Source organism: Duganella sp. CF402 (assembly GCF_900109645.1).
In the GTDB taxonomy this organism is placed as follows: Bacteria; Pseudomonadota; Gammaproteobacteria; order Burkholderiales; family Burkholderiaceae_D; genus Rugamonas.
This window is the reverse complement of record NZ_FOBG01000001.1, coordinates 2,686,814-2,706,621: the sequence shown is the minus strand read 5'-3', so window position 1 is coordinate 2,706,621 and position 19,808 is coordinate 2,686,814. Positions and strand designations below refer to the sequence as shown.

14 protein-coding genes are annotated in these 19,808 nt (G+C 65.5%); 7 read left to right on the top strand and 7 right to left on the bottom strand.

Annotation, left to right across the window (positions count from 1 at the left end; genetic code table 11):
- Nucleotides 1-5 precede the first annotated feature (5 nt).
- Together BMZ70_RS12105 and BMZ70_RS12100 are read right to left on the bottom strand one after the other, a co-directional pair.
- Complete coding sequence (locus tag BMZ70_RS12105; RefSeq protein WP_092274198.1) at nucleotides 6-1,625, bottom strand: sensor domain-containing diguanylate cyclase; 1,620 nt, start codon at nucleotides 1,623-1,625, stop codon at nucleotides 6-8.
- 89 nt (nucleotides 1,626-1,714) lie between these two features.
- Nucleotides 1,715-3,322, bottom strand: a complete 1,608-nt coding sequence (locus BMZ70_RS12100; protein WP_092274194.1) for a tannase/feruloyl esterase family alpha/beta hydrolase — start codon at nucleotides 3,320-3,322, stop codon at nucleotides 1,715-1,717.
- A gap of 222 nt (nucleotides 3,323-3,544) precedes the next feature.
- Between BMZ70_RS12100 and BMZ70_RS12090 the strand changes: the two genes are divergently transcribed.
- The 6 genes from BMZ70_RS12090 to BMZ70_RS12065 are packed head-to-tail and all read left to right on the top strand — an operon-like array spanning nucleotide 3,545 to nucleotide 10,245.
- Complete coding sequence (locus tag BMZ70_RS12090; RefSeq protein WP_165403484.1) at nucleotides 3,545-5,704, top strand: TonB-dependent receptor; 2,160 nt, start codon at nucleotides 3,545-3,547, stop codon at nucleotides 5,702-5,704.
- 15 nt (nucleotides 5,705-5,719) lie between these two features.
- Entirely contained in the window at nucleotides 5,720-6,586 is an 867-nt protein-coding gene (locus BMZ70_RS12085; protein WP_092274185.1) for a branched-chain amino acid ABC transporter permease, read from the top strand.
- Nucleotides 6,583-7,572 carry a branched-chain amino acid ABC transporter permease gene (locus BMZ70_RS12080; RefSeq protein WP_092274182.1) on the top strand — a complete coding sequence of 330 codons (990 nt, stop codon included), beginning with the start codon at nucleotides 6,583-6,585 and terminating at the stop codon, nucleotides 7,570-7,572. The genes BMZ70_RS12085 and BMZ70_RS12080 overlap by 4 nt, the downstream gene beginning before the upstream one ends.
- Nucleotides 7,569-8,333, top strand: a complete 765-nt coding sequence (locus tag BMZ70_RS12075) for an ABC transporter ATP-binding protein (RefSeq protein WP_092274178.1) — start codon at nucleotides 7,569-7,571, stop codon at nucleotides 8,331-8,333. Before BMZ70_RS12080 ends, BMZ70_RS12075 begins: the two co-directional genes overlap by 4 nt.
- Nucleotides 8,326-9,027: an ABC transporter ATP-binding protein gene (locus BMZ70_RS12070; RefSeq protein ID WP_092274175.1), complete on the top strand. Its 702-nt coding sequence runs from the start codon at nucleotides 8,326-8,328 to the stop codon at nucleotides 9,025-9,027. Before BMZ70_RS12075 ends, BMZ70_RS12070 begins: the two co-directional genes overlap by 8 nt.
- A gap of 30 nt (nucleotides 9,028-9,057) precedes the next feature.
- Entirely contained in the window at nucleotides 9,058-10,245 is a 1,188-nt protein-coding gene (locus tag BMZ70_RS12065; protein WP_092274172.1) for an ABC transporter substrate-binding protein, read from the top strand.
- On the opposite strand, the gene BMZ70_RS12060 is transcribed toward BMZ70_RS12065, so the two are convergent.
- Nucleotides 10,242-11,501 (bottom strand): MFS transporter, encoded by a 1,260-nt coding sequence (locus tag BMZ70_RS12060; protein WP_092274169.1) that lies wholly within the window; start codon nucleotides 11,499-11,501, stop codon nucleotides 10,242-10,244. The two genes, BMZ70_RS12065 and BMZ70_RS12060, sit on opposite strands and share 4 nt — an antisense overlap.
- 144 nt (nucleotides 11,502-11,645) lie before the next feature.
- Between BMZ70_RS12060 and BMZ70_RS12055 the strand changes: the two genes are divergently transcribed.
- Nucleotides 11,646-13,409: a methyl-accepting chemotaxis protein gene (locus BMZ70_RS12055; protein ID WP_092274166.1), complete on the top strand. Its 1,764-nt coding sequence runs from the start codon at nucleotides 11,646-11,648 to the stop codon at nucleotides 13,407-13,409.
- A gap of 38 nt (nucleotides 13,410-13,447) precedes the next feature.
- Here the strand turns inward: BMZ70_RS12055 and BMZ70_RS12050 are convergent, their stop codons facing one another.
- The 4 genes from BMZ70_RS12050 to BMZ70_RS12035 are packed head-to-tail and all read right to left on the bottom strand — an operon-like array spanning nucleotide 13,448 to nucleotide 19,763.
- Nucleotides 13,448-13,933 (bottom strand): Dps family protein, encoded by a 486-nt coding sequence (locus tag BMZ70_RS12050; protein ID WP_092277791.1) that lies wholly within the window; start codon nucleotides 13,931-13,933, stop codon nucleotides 13,448-13,450.
- 43 nt (nucleotides 13,934-13,976) lie between these two features.
- Complete coding sequence (locus BMZ70_RS12045) at nucleotides 13,977-15,404, bottom strand: efflux transporter outer membrane subunit (RefSeq protein WP_092274163.1); 1,428 nt, start codon at nucleotides 15,402-15,404, stop codon at nucleotides 13,977-13,979.
- Nucleotides 15,401-16,549 carry an efflux RND transporter periplasmic adaptor subunit gene (locus BMZ70_RS12040; RefSeq protein WP_092274161.1) on the bottom strand — a complete coding sequence of 383 codons (1,149 nt, stop codon included), beginning with the start codon at nucleotides 16,547-16,549 and terminating at the stop codon, nucleotides 15,401-15,403. Before BMZ70_RS12040 ends, BMZ70_RS12045 begins: the two co-directional genes overlap by 4 nt.
- Nucleotides 16,542-19,763, bottom strand: coding sequence for an efflux RND transporter permease subunit (locus BMZ70_RS12035; RefSeq protein ID WP_092274158.1), 3,222 nt, complete (start codon nucleotides 19,761-19,763; stop codon nucleotides 16,542-16,544). The genes BMZ70_RS12040 and BMZ70_RS12035 overlap by 8 nt, the downstream gene beginning before the upstream one ends.
- Nucleotides 19,764-19,808 lie beyond the last annotated feature (45 nt).

Below are 19,808 nucleotides of genomic sequence, written 5' to 3'. Positions count from 1 at the left end.
CCCCGTCAGCGCACGCGCACCACGCGCTCGGCGCCGACGGGGTTGACGGCGTAGCCGTTGCGCCCGGCCGCCTTCACGCCGTACAGGGCCTGGTCGGCGGCGCGCATCACTTCTTCCGCCGTGCCGACAGTCTGGCCGGTGACGGCGATGCCGATGCTGGTGTGGACCTCGCGCTGCACGCCGCCAAGGTCGAACGGCGGCTGCATGGCGGCGATGATCTTCTTGCCCAGTACATCCATTTCGGTGCTCGAGGAGAGCTGCTCGAACACGATCACAAACTCGTCCCCCGCCAGCCGCGCCACGGTATCGGTGGTGCGGACCGCGCCCGTCAGCCGGCGCGCAAATTCCACCAGTACCTGATCGCCGGCCGAATGGCCCAGCGTGTCGTTGATGGTCTTGAAGTGGTCGATGTCGAGGATGGCCAGTCCCAGCGGCTGTCCCGAGCGCGCCGCCCGCGCCAGCGCCTGCGGCAGGAAGGCGTCGAACATGCGGCGGTTATTCAGCCCGGTCAGGACGTCGGTGGTGGCCAGCCGGTGCAGTTCCAGCTCGGCCTGCTCGCGCCGCTGCGACAGGCCGTGGAAGGCGCGGCTCAGGTGGCCGAATTCGTCCTTGCGCGCCACGTCGAACACGCTGATGTCGGCGCGCCCGGCGATGATGTCTTCCACGTGGCGGTGCAGCCGCCGCAAGGGCCGCAGCAGGTTCTTGGTGATCAGCCAGCCGAACAGGCCGGCCACGCCGGTCAGGATGGCCGCGCCCAGCAGCGCGCGCAGCCGCACCGCCAGCATGGAGGAAAACGCGCTGCGCACCGGGTAGGACAGGCCGATGGTCCAGTCGGCCTCGCGCAACTGCTTGTGCACCAGCAGCACCGGCACGCCGTCGTCGAGAATATCGTCTTCCCAGCCCTCGGCGCTGCGCAGCGCCGCTTCCACCGGCGTGCCGGGCGTATCGTCGCCTTTTTCCAGGATGCGGCTCTTGTCCCGGTGATGCACGATCACGCCCTGGTCGGTCACGATGAACAGGTAGCCGTCGGCGCCGGACCGCAAGGCGTCGAGCTGGGCTGAAAAGGAGGGCCGCAGCAGGTCGATCGCGCCCAGCACGATGCCGATGGTCTTGCCGTCGCTGTCGCGCAGCGGTTGCGTCACCACCACCACCGGCTGGCCGGACAAAGTGCTTTTGAACGGCGCCGAGATCACGCCTTCCTGCAGGCGCAGCGTGTCCTGGAAATATTTGCGCTCGGTGATGTTGATGCGCTTGGCGCGGCGGTCGCGCAGGCTGGCCACCAGGTTGCCCGACAGGTCGAAGGCGGTGACGTTGAAGAATTCGTCGCGCAGGGTTTCGTGCGATTCCAGCAGCGCTTGCACCTGCTCCAGCGGCAGCTCGCGCGCGGCGACTTCCTCGGTCAGCGACTTGAGCAACTGGCGTTTATTTTGCAAGTCGTTGTCGATGAAGACGGTGGCGCCGGTCAGGAGGGATAACTCCTGGCGGGCGATGACTTGCCGTAGTTCCGATTCTGCGATCAGCAGCGAAATGCCGCCGGCGCCTATGCCGGCAAACAACACCAGTGCAATCACCAGTGCGGTGATTTTGGACTTGAAGCTGAAAAAGCCGCTGAAGAGAGGCCGCATCTTGGTTCCTCACCCGCCATGCGTGGGAGGCACCAGTATAGCTCAGTCGCCCGGCCGGCCGCGCTCCGCAGGCCGGGGCTGTGGTTTTCTTACTTGTTGTACGGCGCGTAGGGCGCGTAGAAACCGGAACCCGCCCAGGCCGGAGAGGCATAGCTGGCGGCCGGCGCGGCCGGCTGGTAGCTGGCCGCCGCATCCGGATGGCCAGCGCCGTCGTAGCGCGCCTGCAGCGGGTACGGGAACACCGGGCGCGAACGGTTGGACTGGCTGGCCACCACGCCCTGTGGCGCTTGCTGGCCTTCAACCCAGCGCATCGCCGGCGTCAGCAGGTCGATGGCGCTCGGGCCTTCGCCGCCGCCGCAATGGTAGACGCCCGGCAGCAGGTACAGGCGCTCAAACGCCGCCGCCTGCTCCTTGCCCATATAGGCTTGCACCGCCTCGTGATAGGCGATGGTGTTGAGCGGCGAGATGTGTGGGTCGGACCAGCCATGCCACAGGATCAGTTTGCCGCCAGCCTTGGCAAAGGCCGACAAGTCGGGATTGGTTGCATCGTACAAGGCATGCAGTGGCGTCAGGCGCTGGAAGGTGGCCAGGTCGAACGCCAGGTCTTTCAAACTGTAGGACGCGGCCGGGTTGGTCTCGAACACGAGGTTGCGCAGCGCGTCCAGGGCGATGCGCTCGCTGAAGATGGGCTCATTGGCCGAGCGTGGCACGAACACGCCGGCCCACGACAGTTCGGAACCCGGTTGCGGGCCGCCGGCGGTCAGTCGCTGGCCGGTGGCGGCGTCGCGCGGACCGTCGTACAGCTTGCGTGCAGCGTCCACTTCGGCCGCGCCGAGGCAGTCGGCGCCGGGCTGGCCGTCGGCGCATTGCAGCGGCGCCGGGTCGAAGCGGCAGGCGCGCGGGTCGGCGATCAGGCCGTCGGACTGGCCGTCCAGTGCATCGCACTGTTTCAGCACGGCCGCATGCAGCAACGGCAGGCGCGCGGCGGTGAGGATGGCCTTGCCTTGCCCGTCGCTGTTCGAGCGCGCTTGCCAGCCGTGGTACAGGCTGTTCTGCACCTGGAAATTCATGGCCGGGGCGCCGGCGATGATGCCGTTGAAATCGTCAGGGTAGCGCTGCGCTTCCACCAATGCCTCGCGGCCGCCGTCCGAGCAGCCGTTGAAATAGCTGTAGCGCGGCGCCTGGCCGTAATAGGCGCGGATCAGCTTCTTGGCCGCCACGGCGGTCAGGTGCACGCCGCGATAGGCAAAGTCGGCGCGCTTTTGCGGATCCTGGCCAAAGTCGCCGCCCATGCCGCGATGGCCCATGTCGCTGGCGGCGGTGACGAAGCCACCGGCCGTGAGCGGGACGCAGCCATCGGCGGCGGCCACATCCAGCGAGGCGCGCCCGCACAGGCCGCCGCAACCCAGTTGCAGGTAGCGCTGGGTCCAGGTTTGCACCGGCAGTTGCACCACGAAGCCGATGCTGGGCGCCAGCGTGCCTTCGACTGCGCATACCGTCACGCCGTCCTTGCTGGTTTCCTGCGCCGTGGTGATGCGGCTGCCGGCACCGCCGATCTCGGTGAGGTCCAGTTGCAACAGCTTGTTGCAGTTTTGCGTCGGTCGCACCACCCCCAGTTCCGCCGCTTGGGCGAGCTTCAGCGCGGGGCCGAAAATAAGTACCAGCAGCAGAACAAAATACGTGCGCGTCTTGATCATTCAGGTCTCCAGTTTATCGATTTTTCACTCTTGCAGTATGGTCCTGAGGGTGTTCGGCAGGGTTGCTTTGGCACCGCTCCGCCGTTCCAGTTTGCTTATCGAACAGGGCGACACCGATAAGCAGATTAGCGCGCAACAGCGGCGCTTTTCGCACCATCGCTTTCGCCACTTCGCCAGAATCGACCTCGCTGTTGACAAATAAATATAACGGAGACGATAAGCGTGAACACGAACTGCCTGCAACAACGCCCGATTGCACGGGCCATCCAACTCTTACTGGTGGGCTATTGCCTGAACGCGGCGGCACAGACCGACGACCAGCTTGAAACCGTCATCATCAAGGCACGCCGCGTGGCCGAGTCCTCGTCGACCGTGCCGCTGGCGGTGACCGCCATTTCCAATGATGAACTGAAAACGCGCGGCGTGGTCAGTGTGGCCGATATCGGCAATGTCGCACCCGGCGTGGTGATGGGCCGCGACGGATTCGGCGTCAACATCAATATCCGTGGCGTGACCACCACCGACACCACCTCCAAGGGCTTGCCGGGCGTGTCCTTCAACGTCGACGACGTGGCGATCAGCCGCCCGGTGGCGCAGGGTCTGAGCTTCTTCGATATCGACCACGTGGAAGTGCTGCGCGGCCCGCAAGGCACGCTGTACGGCAAGAGCACCACCGGCGGCGCGGTCAATGTCATCACCGCCAGGCCGCAGTTCGACGATGCGGCTTCGGCGCAGCTGGAGCTGGGCAACTACAACACGCGCCGTCTCGAGGGCATGGTCAACAAGGAATTGTCGGACAGCGTGGCGATCCGCGTGGCCGCCAACAGCAATGACCGCGACGGCTATTTGCAACCGGCCGGCGGCGGCGAGGCCCGCAATGACCAGAAGGACCGCGCCGTGCGCCTGAGCGCTTTGTTCAAGCTGGCGCCGGCCACCAACCTGCTGTTGTCGACCACGGCGGCCACGGTGTCGGGCATCGGCTTCAGCACCGTGCCCGGGATCGCGGATGCGGACAACAAGTCCGGCAAGGACCAGTTGCGGGTGTTCGCCAATCCGTTCGGCGGCAAGATCGACGAGGACTACCACCGCTACAACGGCGAGTTCAACACGGAGCTGAATGGCGTGGCGATGACCTACGTGGCGTCGTTCAGCAAGTTCACCTCCAACGACCGCAGCTCGTCCACCTATGATCCGGCCACCAACGGCAACCAGTATGCGTGGCGCCTGTATCGCGGCAACGTCAAGGAGAACTCGCACGAGTTGCGCTTTGCCGTCACCAACCCGCAGGCGCTGAGCTGGGTGGCGGGCCTCAATTACAGCGATGAGACGGTGAACGAAAGCGATCACTATCTCAATGCACCGGTGGCCACGCCGACTGTAGCGGCCAGCGTCAACGGCATCGATCCGGTCAACACCACCGAGCACAAGTCGAGCGGCGTGTTCGGGCAGGCGACGTATGCGTTGAATAGCCGCTGGTCGGTGCTGCTGGGCGCGCGCCGTTCCAAGGACACCACCGACCGCGTCGGCACCTTTGCCGCCGGCCCGGTGCCAACTTGCACCAACGCGCTGGAAGATTGCATCGGCGGCGCCAACAACGGTCACCAGAGCGCCAGCGTCAATACTTACCGCGCCGGTTTGAATTTCCAGATGACGCCGGAGCAGCTGCTGTTTGGCGCCATCGCCACCGGCTACAAGCCGGGCGGCTTCAACGACTTCGACCCGGTGGCGCACGGCACCGCGCCGTATGAGCCGGAAAAGCTGACCGCCTACGAGCTGGGCTACAAGGGCCGCCTGGCGCCCAACCTGCAATTCAATTCCGACCTGTACTACTACGACTACGCCAAGGACCAGATCAGCAGCCTGGCCAACATCGCCGGCAACTTCGTGATCTACACGCGCTCGGTGCCAGCCACCATCTACGGCTGGGAAAACGAGCTGACCTACAAGCCGGGCGCGCAAGACACGGTACGCGCCTCGCTGGTGTTTGCGCACTCCGAGTACAAGCGCTTCAAGGCCGGCCTGATGCAGAACGTGGACTGGGCCGGCAAGTCGCTGGACAAGACGCCGTCCTCGGTGGTGACGCTGTCGTGGAACCACAACTGGCCGCTGGCTGACGGCGGCCGCATCAGGACCACGGTGGGCACCCGCTACAGCGCCAGCTATCTGGTCAGCGATTTCGTCGGCGCGGTGCAATACAAGCAGAAAGCCTTCAGCCGCACCGACCTGAGCGCCAGCTACACCACGGCGGACGGCCGCTACACGGTCCAGGCCTACGTCAACAATCTGGAGGACAAGGTGCAGATCACGGCGGTCGGCGGCAACAACGACTACTCGGTCAGCGCGCCGCGCTTCTATGGCGTGCGCTTGAGCGCCCAGTTCTGACGGGGAGGGCGAGCAATGCTGGCAAATATGCTGGGCGTGTTGTTTGATGGCGTGGCGTATGGCAGCCTGCTGTTTTTAATCGGGGTCGGGCTCTCCGTGACGATGGGCCTGATGAATTTCGTGAACCTTGCGCATGGCGCGTTTGCCATGCTGGGCGGCTACGTGTGCGTGGTGCTGCTGACGCGCGGCGGGCTGCCGTTTCTGGCGACGCTGCCGCTGGCCTTCGCGGCGGCGGCAGCGGTGGGCTGGCTGCTGGAACGCACGCTGTACCGCCGCCTGTATCGCGCCACCCATCTGGATCAGGTGCTGTTCTCGATCGGCCTGACGTTCATGTCGGTGGCCGGCGCGACTTTCCTGTTCGGGCCCAGCCCGCAGCCGGTGAGCTTGCCGGAAGCCTTGCGCGGGCAGGTGGCGCTGCCGGGCATCGAGGTGGGCGCCTATCGGATGTTCCTGATCGGCGCGGTGGTGCTGGTGACGGTCGCGCTGTGGCTGCTGATCGAGCGCACCCGCTTTGGCGCGCAGATCCGCGCCTCGGTCGATAACCAGACGGCGGCAGCCGGTCTTGGCATCAACGTCGGCCGCGTATTCAGCCTGACGTTTGCGCTGGGCTCCGGCCTGGCCGGGCTGGGCGGCGCGCTGGGTGTCGATGTGCTGGGGCTCGATCCGAGCTTCCCGGTCAAGTACATGGTGTACTTCCTGCTCGTGGTGGCGGTCGGCGGTGCGGGCACCATCAAGGGGCCGCTGATTGCCGCGCTGATCCTCGGCGTGTGCGATGTGGCCGGCAAATACTACGTGCCGCAGGTTGGCGCATTCGTGATCTACGCGCTGATGGTGGTGCTGCTGATCGCCTTCCCATTCGGCCTGGTACGGAGGAAAGCATGAGCGCAATGCATGAGCCGGTGGCGATGGCCACCGTGAAGCCGCGCCTTGCCGATGGCCGCTGGCGACCGGCCGAAATCGTGTTCTGGCTGCTGCCGCTGGCGGCGTATTTCGCCTTCAATAATTATCTGGTGCTGCTGAGCCAGATCATGATCGTCGGCCTGTTTGCGTTGTCGCTCGATGTGATACTCGGTTATGCGGGCATCGTCTCGCTCGGCCATGCGGCGTATTTCGGGCTGGGTGCTTACACCGCAGGGCTGCTGTCGGTGCATGGCTGGGGCGAACCGCTGAGCGGGCTGCTGCTGGCGGCTGCTGCGGCGGCGCTGTTCGGCTTCATCACCAGCTTTCTGGTGGTGCGCGGGCAGGACCTGGCGCGGCTGATGGTCACGCTCGGCATCGGCCTGATGCTGTACGAGGCGGCCAACAAGGCGGCCTTCATCACCGGCGGCGTGGACGGCTTGTCCGGCATGATGGTCGGCAAAGTGTTCGGCCGGTTCGAGTTCGGGCTGGATGGCAGGACGGCCTTCTTCTACAGCCTGTCCGTGCTGTTCCTGTTGTTCGTGCTGCTGCGCCGCTTGGTGCAGTCGCCGTTCGGTCTGAGCTTGATGGGCATACGCGAAGGCGGACGGCGCATGCCGGCGCTGGGCGTGGACGTCAACCGCCGCTTGCGCGCGGCCTACACCATCAGCGCGGCGGTGGCCGGCGTGGCTGGCGCGCTGCTGGCGCAAACCACGCAGTTCGTGGCGCTGGATGTGCTGAGCTTCCCGCGCTCCGCCGAGTTGATGATTATCCTGGTGCTGGGCGGGACTGGCCGCCTGTACGGCGCACTGGTCGGCGCTACCGTGTTCATGGTGGCGCAGGATTACATCTCGGGCCTCGATCCGGCCTACTGGCAGTTCTACATGGGCTTGTTGCTGGTGCTGATTGTGCTGTTTGCGCGCGGCGGTGTGCTGGGCGGACTGGAACGATTGCGAAAGGAGCAGCCATGAGCGCCATCGCGCTGCGCACATTGCGCACGGAAGCGCTGTCCAAGCGTTGGGGCAGCTTTGCCGCCAACAGCGACGTCAGTCTGAATTTCCAGCCGGGCACGCGCCACGCGCTGATCGGTCCCAACGGCGCGGGCAAGACCACTTTCGTCAACCTGCTGACAGGCGCCTTGCTGCCGAGCGGCGGCAAGGTGTGGCTCGGCGATACCGATATCACCGCGCTGCCGCAGCACACCCGGGTACAGCTCGGCATGACGCGCACCTTCCAGATCAACACCCTGTTTGCCGGTTTGACGGTGCTGGAGTCGGTGGTGCTGGCGGTCAGCGAGCGGCGCGGCTTGCAGCGGCGCTGGTACCAGACCGTGGCCAGCCAGAAGGATGCCGTCGATGAAGCGATGCTGCTGCTGGCCAGCCTGAAGCTGACGGCGGAAGCCAATCACATCACGCGCAGCCTCGCCTACGGCAAGCAGCGGCTGGTGGAGATCGCGCTGGCGCTGGCGACCAGGCCGGCCATCCTGCTGCTGGATGAACCGGCGGCCGGCATCCCGGCGGCCGAAAGCCGCGAATTGTTCGAGGTGATCGCGCAGCTGCCGCGCGACGTCACGGTGCTGTTCATCGAGCACGACATGGGGCTGGTGTTCCGCTTTGCCGACCGTATCACGGTGCTGGTCGGCGGGCGCGTGCTGACCGAAGGCACACCGGCGGAAATCGCGGCCGATCCGCGCGTGAAGGAAGTCTACCTGGGGGAGGGCGAACATGCATGAGTTGCTGACATTGGACGCTGTGAGCGCCGGGTATGGCGAGGCTATGGTGCTGGAACAGGTGTCGCTGTCGATGCAGGAGGGCGATAGCCTGGCACTACTGGGCCGCAACGGCGTCGGCAAGACCAGCTTGCTGGTCACGCTGATGGGCTTGACGCGCCTGCATCGCGGCAGTATCCGCTGGGATGGCGCCGACCTGGCGCGCGTTCCCACGTACAAGCGTTCGCGCATCGGGCTGGGCTGGGTGCCGCAGGAGCGCCATATGTTCCCCTCGCTGACGGTGGAAGAACACTTGACGGTGGTGGCGCGGCCGGGCGCGTGGGACTTGCGGCGCGTATATGGGGTATTCCCGCGATTGGAAGAGCGTCGCCGCAACATGGGCAACGAGCTGTCCGGCGGTGAGCAGCAGATGCTGGCCATCGCGCGCGCCTTGATGACCAATCCGCGCCTGCTGTTGCTGGATGAGCCGATGGAAGGCCTGGCGCCCATCATCGTGCAAGAACTGGTGAAGGTGGTGCGCGGGCTGGTGCAGGACAGCGGGCTGTCGGTGATCGTGGTGGAACAGCATGCGCGGCTGGCCTTGTCGCTGACCAAGCGCGCCATCGTACTCGATCGCGGTCGCATTGTGCATGAATCGGACAGCGCCAGCCTGCTGGCCGATGGGGATACACTGGACCGTCTGGTCGCGGTGGCTTGAGTTTTTATCACAACAACAAAGGAGACAAAAATGACGATCAACCAACAACGCCGCCAACTGATGCTGGGCGCGGCGGCAGCTGCGGGTGCCACCTTGTTGCCGGGCATGGCCAGTGCGGCGGGCGGCACGCCGCTCAAGGTGGGACTGATTATCCCCATGTCCGGCCCGTTTGCATCCACCGGCCGGCAGGTCGAGGCGGCGGTCAAGCTGTACTTGCAACAGCGCGGCGACACGGTGGCCGGCCGCAAGATCGAAATCATCCTCAAGGACGATGGCGGCGTGGCGCCGGACGTGACCAAGCGGCTGGCGCAGGAACTGGTGTCGCGCGACAAGGTCGAGGTGCTGGCCGGCTTCGGCCTGACGCCGCTGGCGCTGGCCACCGCGCCGGTGGCCACGCAAGCCAAGGTGCCGATGATCGTGATGGCGGCGGCTACTTCCATCATCCCGCAGAAATCGCCGTTCATCGTGCGCAGCGGCTTCACCGTGCCGCAGATCACCCAGCCGATCGCCGAGTGGGCGCCAAAGAACAAGATCCGCAACGTGGTCACGCTGGTCAGCGACTACGGTCCCGGCATGGATGCGGAAAAGACTTTCGTGGCCGGCTTTACCAAGGGCGGCGGCAAGATCGTCGAATCGCTGCGCGTGCCGCTGCGTAATCCGGACTATGCGCCGTTTCTGGCGCGGGTGAAGGATGCCAGGCCGGATGCGGTGTTTGTGTTCGTGCCGTCGGGCGAGGGCGCGGCGGTGCTCAAGCAGTTCACCGATCGCGGACTGGCGGCGGCCGGCATCCAGTTGATCTGCACCGGCGATGTGCTCGATGACGACCTGATGGCCAGCATCGGCACGGCATCGGCTGGCGTGGTGAGCAGCCATCATTACTCGGCCGCGCATGCGTCGCCGGAAAACAAGGCGTATGTCGAGGCCTTCCAGAAAGCCAACAACGGCATGCGTCCCAACTTCCATTCGGTGGGTGCGTACGACGGCATGCACTTGCTGTACCTGGCGCTGGCCAGGACCAAGGGCGACAGCGACGGCGAGAAATTGCTGGCGGCGATGAAGGGCCTGTCGTGGACCAGCGTGCGCGGCCCGGTCGAACTGGACGCCGCCACGCGCGACATGGTGCAGACGGTCTACATCCGCAAGGCCGAGCAGGTGAACGGCGGCATGTACAACGTCGAATTCGACAAAATCGACAAAGTCCGCGACCCCGGCGCTTAAGCTTGTGTAGCCGCCAGCACCTTCGGCGCCCATTTGCGGCGGAACAGGATGATGGTGCTGGCGGCGCCCACCAGCAGGAAGATGAAGATGGCTTGCATCGGCAGGGCGTAGCTGCCGCTGGTGTGCAGCAGCCAGCCGGACAGGCTCGCCGAGACGCCGCCCGCCAGGCTGGTCGCTACTTGCTGCAGGCCGGTGTTCAGGCCCACCGCCTGTTTCGGTATCAGGGTCAGCTTGCACAGCGCGAGGTTGTTGGCGGTGACCAGCCCCAGCAGCGAGAGCGAGACCACGTTCCAGAACAGGGCCATCGGCAAGCTCTCGGCATACGCGCCCAGCAGCACCGTGGTGGCGCCGATGAAGCCGGCGACGATGAAGGATTTGCGCACGATGACGGCGTCGCGTCCGCGCGCGATCAGCCGGTCTGCCGCCCAGCCTGCCAGCGCCGCCACCACGGCGATGCCCACGAAGCTGAAGAAGGTGTACAGGCCCGATTTTTCCAGCGACAGCCCGCGCTGCTCGACCAGGTAGGCCGGCATCCACGTCATGCAGTAGAAGTTGAAGTAGGCGTAGCAAAAATTATTCAGCAGCCCGCCCCAGACCACCGGACTGGCCAGCAGGTTGCGCAGCGGTACGGAGGCTGCGCGCTGCACCCGCTCCGCCAATTCCGCCTGCGTTGGAAAATCATTGCGCACCTTGCGCAGCCAGGGCCACAGCCACAGCAAGCCCACCAGCCCGGTACTGATGAACATCGCCTGCCACGAATGGTTGACGATGATCCATGCGCCAATCGGCGCGCCCAATGCCGGCCCCATTTTGCCGCCGATGGAGAAGATGCCGAGCGCCGTGCCTTTCTGGCTCTCGGCGAAATTGTTGGCGAGGTAGCGGTAGGTGGCCGGCACCACAATGCCTTCGGCCACGCCGATCAGCAGCCGCATGAAGATCAAGGCCCCCAGCGTGCCGACCAGCCCGGTGGCTGCCGCCGCGCAGCACCACACGGTGAAGCAGATGGTGTATGGCCATTTCACGCCGTAGCGGTCGACCAGCCAGCCCATCGGCATCTGCACCAGCCCGTAGGACCAGAAGAAGGCCGAATTCAGCCAGCCGCGCTCCACGCTGCTCAGGCCGAACTCGCGCACAAAGCCCTGGTCCGCCAGCGCCGATGACAAACTGGTGCGGTCGATGAAGGAAATCATCAGGCCCAGCGCCAGCAATACCACGATGAACCACGGGCGTTCTGCCCCCGGCTGCTTAGTCTCCATTGCTTTTCTTTCTATATGTTTGCCCCGGTAGGATAGGCGAATGTGGCATTCCAGTCTTTAGACAAAAAGCATTTTTGCTGGGATTTTAGAAATTACTGCGTTAAGCTGAGCAAGCTCGATATCAAAATGACACAGGGAGACACCATGTTTGCTAACCTGACCATTCGTACCCGGCTGATTGCCACGATGGCGCTGCTGGGCGTACTCATCATCTTCATCGGCGCGCGCGGGGTGCTGGCGCTGCATACCTCCAACAATGTGCTCAAGGACGTGTACTCCAATTCGATGGTGTCCATGAAGGCGATTTACGAGGCCCAGATCCAGATCGACCGCGCCCGCCTGTCGCTGGATCGCGTCGCCTTGAGTCCGGACGCGGCCAATGCGCAGGACACCCTGAAGCGCGCCCAGGATTTCATCGACGGCAATGAGAAGTATTGGAAGAGCTATCTGGCGCTGCCGTTCGGCGATGGCGAGAAGGCGCTGGCCGATCAGGTGGAGAGCACCCGTCAGGCGTTGGTCAAGGATGGCTTGCAGGCGGCCATCAAGGCCCTCAACAGCAAGGACAAGGCGGAGATCGACCGGCTGATGCTGACCGAGGTGACGCGCTTGTTCCGGCTGTATGTTGACGCTTCGGAAAAGCTCTCCACCTACCAGCTGAAGAGCACGGAGGAGCAATATGCCGAAAGCCAGTCCGCCTATCAGCGCAGCATGACGCTGGCAATTGTGACCATCGTGGCCGGCATCCTGCTGGCGGGCGTGTCCGGCCTGTTCCTGCTGCGCGCGGTGATGCAGCCGCTGGACCAGGCCCGATCGCACTTCCATGCGATGGCGGACGGTAACCTGTCCAACCCCATCGAGGTGGTGCGCAAGGATGAGATGGGCGAGATGATGGAAGGTTTGCAGCAAATGCAGGAGCGCCTGGCCGGCACCGTGCGCAGCGTGCGCGAGGGCAGCGACGCTATCGCCACCGCCAGCAGCGAGATCGCGGCCGGCAATCTGGATTTGTCGCGCCGTACCGAGCAGCAGGCGGCCAATCTGGAAGAAACGGCGTCGTCGCTGGAACAGCTCACATCGACCGTGAAGCAGAATTCGGACAATGCGCGGCAAGCCAATGCGCTGGCCATGTCGGCTTCCGATATCGCCGTCAAAGGTGGCGAACTGGTGACGCGCGTGATCGATACGATGGGTTCGATCACCGAATCGTCGGACAAGATTGCCGACATTATCGGCGTGATTGATGGCATCGCGTTCCAGACCAATATCCTGGCCTTGAACGCGGCGGTGGAGGCGGCGCGCGCGGGCGAGCAGGGCCGGGGCTTTGCGGTGGTGGCGACCGAGGTGCGCAATCTGGCGCAGCGCTCGGCGGCGGCGGCCAAGGATATCAAGGCGCTGATTACGGATTCGGTGGAGAAGGTCGGCAGCGGCAGTGCGCTGGTCAACGAGGCCGGGGCGACGATGGGCGAGATCGTCACCAGCGTGCGGCGGGTGACCGATATCATCAGCGAGATCAGTTCCGCCGGCCGCGAGCAGGAAATCGGCATTGAGCAGATCAACACGGCGGTGGCCGAGATGGACAATGTGACGCAGCAGAATGCGGCGCTGGTGGAGCAGGCGGCCGCCGCGTCGCAGGCGATGCAGGAGCAGGCCGTGAAGCTGGCGGAGATGGTGGCGGTGTTCCAGGTGTCGGGCGGCAGCGCCGCACCGCGTGCACCGGTCCGTGCACCGGCGGCGGCTGTTGCGCCGGCGCCGGCCACTTCGGCGGCACAGCCGGCGCTGAAATTGGCCGCCAAGCCGGCTACCCGGACGGCTGCCCGGACGACGTCCAAGCCGGCGACAGCCGCCAAGCCCGCCGCGCGGCCGGCGCCGAAAACACCGAGCGACAGCAGCAACGAGTGGGAAGAGTTCTGACCTTTACCGCATCGGACGGCGGTTTGGCCGCCGCATGATTACTCTTCCAGCAGGCTGCGCAGCATCCAGGCGGTTTTCTCGTGGACATCGAGGCGCTGGGTCAGCAGGTCGGCGGTCGGCTGGTCGTCGGCCTCGCTGACCACCGGCAGCAGCTTGCGCGCGGTGCGGGCCGTGGCTTCTTGCGCCGCGACGAGGTGGCGCACCATGTCCAGCGCGGCCGGCACGCCCTCGATTTCCTTGATGGTCGCCAGCTTGACGAACTGGGCGTAGGTGCCCGGCGCCGGGTAGCCCAGCGCGCGGATGCGTTCCGCGATCTGGTCCAGCGCAGCCCACTGCTCGGTGTACTGGGTCATGAACATCTGGTGCAGGGAATTGAACATCGGACCCTTCACGTTCCAGTGGAAGTTGTGGGTCATCAGGTACAGCGTGTAGCTGTCGGCGAGCAGGCCGGACAGGCCCGCTGCGATCGTTGCGCGGCTTTCGTCGGAAAGGCCGATGTCGATTTTGATTGCGTTGTTACCCATCTCAAACTCCTTTTTCATCAACGTGGACCTTTCCATTGTAGCGTTATGTGGCCGGCCCTGCTGGTTCCGCTGACCAGCCGCCGCCGATGGCTTTCACCAGCTGCACGCCGGCCTGGCGGTAGCGCGTAGTCAGGTCCAGCTCGCTGCGGCGCGATTGCAGGTAGGCGGTTTGCGCGGTCACCACTTCCAGATAGCTGGCGGCGCCCTGGTCGTAGCGCTTCTTGGCCAGGTCCAGCGCGCGGCCTGCGGCCTCGGCGGCGCGATGGTCGGACTGGGCTGCTTCGTTGTAGTTGTTCAGCAGCGTCAGCTGGTCTTCCACTTGCTGGAAGGCGGTCAGCACCGTCGAACGGTAGCGCTGGCCCGCTTCATCCAGCGCCGCTTCCGCACCGGCGATCTGCGCCTTGCGGCGGCCACCATCCAGCAGGTTCACCGCCAGCGTCGGACCCACCGCCCAGAACAGGTTGGAGGCTTGCGCGAAGCGGCCGAAGTCGCTGCTCTGGATGCCGCTGCTGACGCCCAGCGTCAGCGACGGGAACAGTGCGCTGCGCGTCACGCCCAGCTGGTCGCTGGCGGCCGCCACCCGCAGCGCCGCAGCGGCGATATCAGGGCGGCGTTGCAGCAGCATCGACGGCACGCCGACTGGCACCGCCGGCGTCACAAAGCTGGCATTGGCATCGCTGGCTTCCAGTTTGAAGCTGGCGGCGCTGGCGCCGACCAGCGCCGCAATCGCATGTTCCTGCACGCTGCGCTGCGCCTGGCGCTGGCGCAGCAGCGAGCGTGTCGATTCCACCTGCGTCTGGGCGCGTGCCAGGTCGAGGCCGGACGCGGTGCCGCCGTCATGACGCTGCGTCACCAGTTCGGCCTGGCGCTGGTAGGCTGCTTCGGTATCGCGCAGCAGCTTGATATCGGCATCAGCACCGCGCAGGGCCAGCAGTGTATCGGCCAGCTGGATCTGCAGCGACAGGCGTGCCGCCGCCAGATCGGCATGGGCGGCGCGTTCCTGCGCCACGCCAGCGCTGACTTGCTGGCTGATGCGGCCCCACAAATCCACTTCGTAGCCAAGGTCGAATTGCAGCGTGCCGCTGTTGTACTCGGCCGGTGAGGTGGCGCCGCGCAGCGGCTTGAGGTCTGACTGGCGGATGCGTTGGCCGTTCAGCGACGCGCCCAGCGTCGGCGATTCCGCCGAACGCAGCACGCCGGTCGCGGCCTGCGCCTGCTTGTAGCGCGCCAGCGCGCTGGCCAGGTCCGGGCTGTTGGCGATCAGCTGCTGTTCCAGCTGGTCCAGCTGCGGATCGCGGTACACGGTCCACCAGTCGGCCGGCAGCAGCGGTGCCTTGGCGTTGGCGTCGGTCCAGCCGGCCGGAATGTCGCGGAAGCTGTCGGCCAGCGGCACCGCCGGCGGCTGCTGCACCGGCGCTTGCGCGCACGCGGCCAGCGCCAGTGCGAGCGTGGTAGCGTAAAGAATCTTCACAGCTTGCCCTTTGCGTTGTTGGCGGCGGCCACGCGCACGGCGTCGCCGGTGGCCACGCCGTCCGGCGGGTTGGCGATCACGCGGTCGTTGCGGTCGATACCGGAAGCGATTTCCAGCACGTTGCCCAGATCGCGGCCGACCGTGATCGGCTTCAGCACCACGCGGTCATCCTTGCCCAGGGTGGCCACTTGGGTGCCGGCCTTGTTGAAGATCAGCGCGCTCGGCGGGATGCTCAGGGCGCTGCTGGCCAGCGGCGCGTCGAAGTGGATCGAGGCGTAGCCGCCCGGCAGCAGTTCGCGGCTGTCGTTCTGCACGGTCAGCTGCACCTGCATGGCGCCGGAATTGGCGTTGATGGCTTGCGCCAGCGCCTGCACGGTGGCGGTGTAGGTCTTGCCCGGACGTTCCGGCACGCTCAGCTCGGCCTTGTCGCCGACCTTGATGGCGGCCACCTGGCGCTGCGGCACGTTGACGTAGACGCGCAAACGGCTGATGTCGGACACCACGAACAACTCGCTGCCGGCTGCGCCGCCAACGTTGATCAGCGCGCCCACATCGGTATTGCGGGCGGTGATGACGCCGTCGAACGGCGCCACCAGGCGGGTGTAGTGCTGCAGCGCCTGTACGCGGTCGACATTGGCCTGCATGGCGTTGACTGCCGATTGCTTGGCGGCGAGGTCGCCGGCTTTCTCGTCGGCTTCCTGATGCGAGACAGCGTCCGCCGCCAGCAGGCCTTGCCAGCGCTTGGCGGTGCTGCTGGCCAGCGTCAGGTTGCTGCGCGCGGTGGCCAGTTCGGCTTTGGCTTGCAGCAGTTGCTGGTCGAGGTCCGGCGTTTCAATATCGGCCAGCGTCTGGCCCGATTTGACGGTGGCGCCGATATCGACATTCCAGCTTTTCAGGTAGCCGCTGACGCGGGCGTAGATGGGCGCGCGCGCCCACGGTTCGATGCGGGCCGGCAGTTCCAGCGCCGCGTTGCCGGCCTGGCCGACACTCAGCACGCTGACCAACGGCACCACCGGCGTGCTGGCTTCCTTGACTTGCGAAGCCTGCGAGCGGCGGCTCACAACGCCGGCCGCGACCAGCGCGACGGCAATCGCGATCAGACCCAGGGCCAGCGGCTTGTGACCCGTACGAGAAGTATTAGACATGGACAGGTGCTCCGGAAAGTGGTTGGTCGTTAGATTGGGTTGTGGGCGCGTGCTTCTTGTGCACCAGGCTGAACACCACCGGCACGAACAGCAGGGTAGCGGTGGTGGCGAAAATCAGGCCGCCGATCACGGCGCGGCCCAGCGGCGCGTTCTGCTCGCCGCCGTCGCCCAGGCCCAGCGCCATCGGCAGCATGCCGATGATCATGGACAGCGCCGTCATCAGCACCGGACGGAAGCGCACCGAGCCCGCTTCCAGCGCGGCGGCAGTGGCGTCGCCCAGTTCGTCGAGGCGTTCGCGGGCGAAGGAAATCACCAGCACCGAGTTGGCGGTGGCCACGCCCATGCACATGATGGCGCCCGTCAGTGCCGGCACCGACAGCGTGGTGTTGGTGGCAAACAGCATCCAGACGATGCCCGCCAGCGCGGCCGGCAGCGCCGACACGATCACCGCGGGATCCAGCCACGACTGGAAGTTGACCACGATCAGGAAGTAGATCAGCACCACCGCGCCGAGCAGGCCGAACAGCAGGCCGGCGAAGGCGCGGTCCATCGTCTTGACCTGGCCCAGCATCTGCGCCGTCGAACCTTTCGGCAGCTCGGCCTTGGTTTCTTCCAGCGCCTGGTTGATGTCACGGGCCACGGCGCCGAGGTCGCGGTCCTGCGTGGTGGCGTAGATCTGCACCATCGGCTGGATGTCGTACTGGCTGACCAGCGCCGAAGCGGTGCTGCGCTCGAAGCGCGCCACGCCGCCCAGGGTCGCGGTACCGGTGGTGGCGCCGTTACCGACCGGCAGGTTGGCCAGTGCCGACAGCGAATCGAGCTGGGGCTGCGGCGTCTGCATCACGATCGGGTAGCTGACGCCGTTGGCCGGATTCAGCCAGAAGGTCGGCGCCACTTGCGAGGAGCCGGCCAGATTGACCACCATGCTGTTGGTGATGTCGCGCGTGGTCAGGCCCAGCTGCTGCGCCTGCGTGCGGTCGACGTCGACGTTGAACACCGGCGCCTTGTTCGATTGCTGGATGCGCGCATCGGCCACGCCCGGAATTGCCTTGATGCGCTTCAGCAGCTTCTCGGCATAGGCGTAGTTCTCGGTGATTTTCGCGCCGCGAATCTGCACGTCAATCGGCGCCGGCGAACCGAAGTTCAGGATCTGGCTGACGATGTCGGCCGGCGGGAACGAGAAGGTGGTGTCCGGGAATTCCTCTGGCAGCACCTTGCGCAGCTTGCGTACGTACTCGGCGGTCGGCGCGTGTTCCTCGCTGAGGGCGATCTGGAAGTCGCCGTCCTGCGTGCCCATCATGCCGGTGTTGTTGTAGACGGTATTGATCGAGCTGGCCGGCATGCCGATGTTGTCGGTCATGGTGACGATTTGTTCAGCCGGGATCACGCGGCGGATGGCTTGCTCGACGCGTGCGAAGCGGGCGGCGGTTTCCTCGATGCGGGTGCCGACCGGCACGCGCACGTGGATCAGCACCTGGCCGGAATCGACCGAGGGGAAGAAGTTACTGCCCAGGAAAGGCACCATCGCGAACGAGGCGACCACCACCGCCATAAAGCCGATGATGAACTTCTTGCGGTTGGCGACGGCCGTTTCCAGCAGGCCCGAATAACTGGCGCGCACGCGCTCGAAGCGGGCTTCGAAGGCGCGCTGGAAACGCACCAGCGGATTGCGCGACGGCGCCGGCTTGCCGTGGCCGCCGTGGCCGTGGGCGTGGCCTTCGCCGGTGTCGTGCGGCAGCAGCAGGTAGTTGGCCATTGTCGGCACCAGCGTGCGCGACAGGATGAACGAGCAGATCATCGCGAAGATCACTGCTTCTGCCATCGGCACGAACAGGAAGCGCGACACGCCGTCGAGGAAGAACATCGGCACGAACACGATGCAGATGCACAGCAGCGAAACGAAGGCCGGGGTGGTGATCTGCGCCGCGCCGTCGAGGATGGAGGCTTCCACCGGCTTGCCTTGTTCCAGGTGCCAGTTGATGTTTTCGATGGTGACGGTGGCATCGTCCACCAGGATGCCGACCGCCAGCGCGAGGCCGCCCAGCGTCATCAGGTTGAGCGTCTCGCCGATGGCCGACAGCGCCATGATGGAACCGAGGATGGACAGAGGGATCGATACCGCGATGATGATGGTCGAGCGCCAGCTGCCGAGGAACAGCAGGATCATCAGGCTGGTCAGCGCGGCGGCGATCACGCCTTCCGAGGCCACGCCCTTGATCGCGGCGCGCACGAACACCGACTGGTCGTTGATCGGCGTGACTTTCAGCGCATCCGGCCAGCCGGCCTTCAGCGTTTCAATCTTGGCGCGTACGCCGTCGACGATGGACAGGGTGGAGGCCGAGCCGTTTTTCAGCACCGACATCAGCACCGAGCGGCTGCCATCCACGTGCACCACGTTGGTCTGCGGCGCGTTGCCGTCGTGGACGTTGGCGATATCGCCGAGGTAGATGGTGGCGCCATTCACTACCTTGACCGGCAGGCGTGCCAGGTCGGCGATGGCCGATGGCGCGCTGTTCAACTGAATGGTGTATTCGAGCGAGTCGATTTTTTGCGTGCCGACCGGAGTCAGCACGTTCTGTGCGGCCAGCGCGTTGGCGATGTCCTGCGCCGACAGCCCGCGTGCTTGCAGCAGGGCAGGATCAACGTCGATCTGCACCTGGCGCTGCTTGCCGCCGTACGGCAGCGGAATCGCCGCGCCAGGCACGCTGACCAGCGGGGTACGCACGGTATTGGTGCCGAGGTCGGACAACTGCTGTTCCGACAAGCCCTTGCCCGACAGCGCCACCTGCAGGATAGGCACGGTGGCGGCGTTGTAGTTGATGATCAGCGGCGGCGTGATCCCGGCCGGCATCTGCTTGAGCAGCGCCTGCGAGATCGCCGTCACCTGCGCATTGGCCACCGCCACGTTCACGCCCGGCTGGAAGAAGATCTTCACAATGCTGACGCCGGTGTAGTTGTTGGCCTCGATGTGTTCAATGTCGTTGACCGTGGTGGTCAGCGCGCGCTGGAACAGGGTCGAGATGCGGCCGGCCATCTGGTCGGGCGGCTGGCCGGTGAACTGCCACGCCACCGCGATCACCGGGATCTTGATGTCGGGGAAGATGTCGGTCGGCGTGCGCAGCGCCGCCAGCGGACCGGCGATCAGCAGCAGCAAGGCCATGACCACAAATGTATAGGGACGCCGGAGCGCCACGCGGACGATATCGATTAACACAAGGTTACCCCCAGGGAAAGACAGGCTGCGGCGGAATCGCGGCGC

Excerpts from the sequence above, each read along its gene's own strand:
- BMZ70_RS12040 (WP_092274161.1), bottom strand. The coding sequence starts at position 16,549 with ATGTCTAATACTTCTCGTACGGGTCACAAGCCGCTGGCCCTGGGTCTG.
- BMZ70_RS12105 (WP_092274198.1), bottom strand. The coding sequence starts at position 1,625 with ATGCGGCCTCTCTTCAGCGGCTTTTTCAGCTTCAAGTCCAAAATCACC.
- BMZ70_RS12050 (WP_092277791.1), bottom strand. The coding sequence starts at position 13,933 with ATGGGTAACAACGCAATCAAAATCGACATCGGCCTTTCCGACGAAAGC.
- BMZ70_RS12060 (WP_092274169.1), bottom strand. The coding sequence starts at position 11,501 with ATGGAGACTAAGCAGCCGGGGGCAGAACGCCCGTGGTTCATCGTGGTA.
- BMZ70_RS12070 (WP_092274175.1), top strand. The coding sequence starts at position 8,326 with ATGCATGAGTTGCTGACATTGGACGCTGTGAGCGCCGGGTATGGCGAG.
- BMZ70_RS12055 (WP_092274166.1), top strand. The coding sequence starts at position 11,646 with ATGTTTGCTAACCTGACCATTCGTACCCGGCTGATTGCCACGATGGCG.
- BMZ70_RS12085 (WP_092274185.1), top strand. The coding sequence starts at position 5,720 with ATGCTGGCAAATATGCTGGGCGTGTTGTTTGATGGCGTGGCGTATGGC.
- BMZ70_RS12075 (WP_092274178.1), top strand. The coding sequence starts at position 7,569 with ATGAGCGCCATCGCGCTGCGCACATTGCGCACGGAAGCGCTGTCCAAG.
- BMZ70_RS12080 (WP_092274182.1), top strand. The coding sequence starts at position 6,583 with ATGAGCGCAATGCATGAGCCGGTGGCGATGGCCACCGTGAAGCCGCGC.
- BMZ70_RS12100 (WP_092274194.1), bottom strand. The coding sequence starts at position 3,322 with ATGATCAAGACGCGCACGTATTTTGTTCTGCTGCTGGTACTTATTTTC.
- BMZ70_RS12065 (WP_092274172.1), top strand. The coding sequence starts at position 9,058 with ATGACGATCAACCAACAACGCCGCCAACTGATGCTGGGCGCGGCGGCA.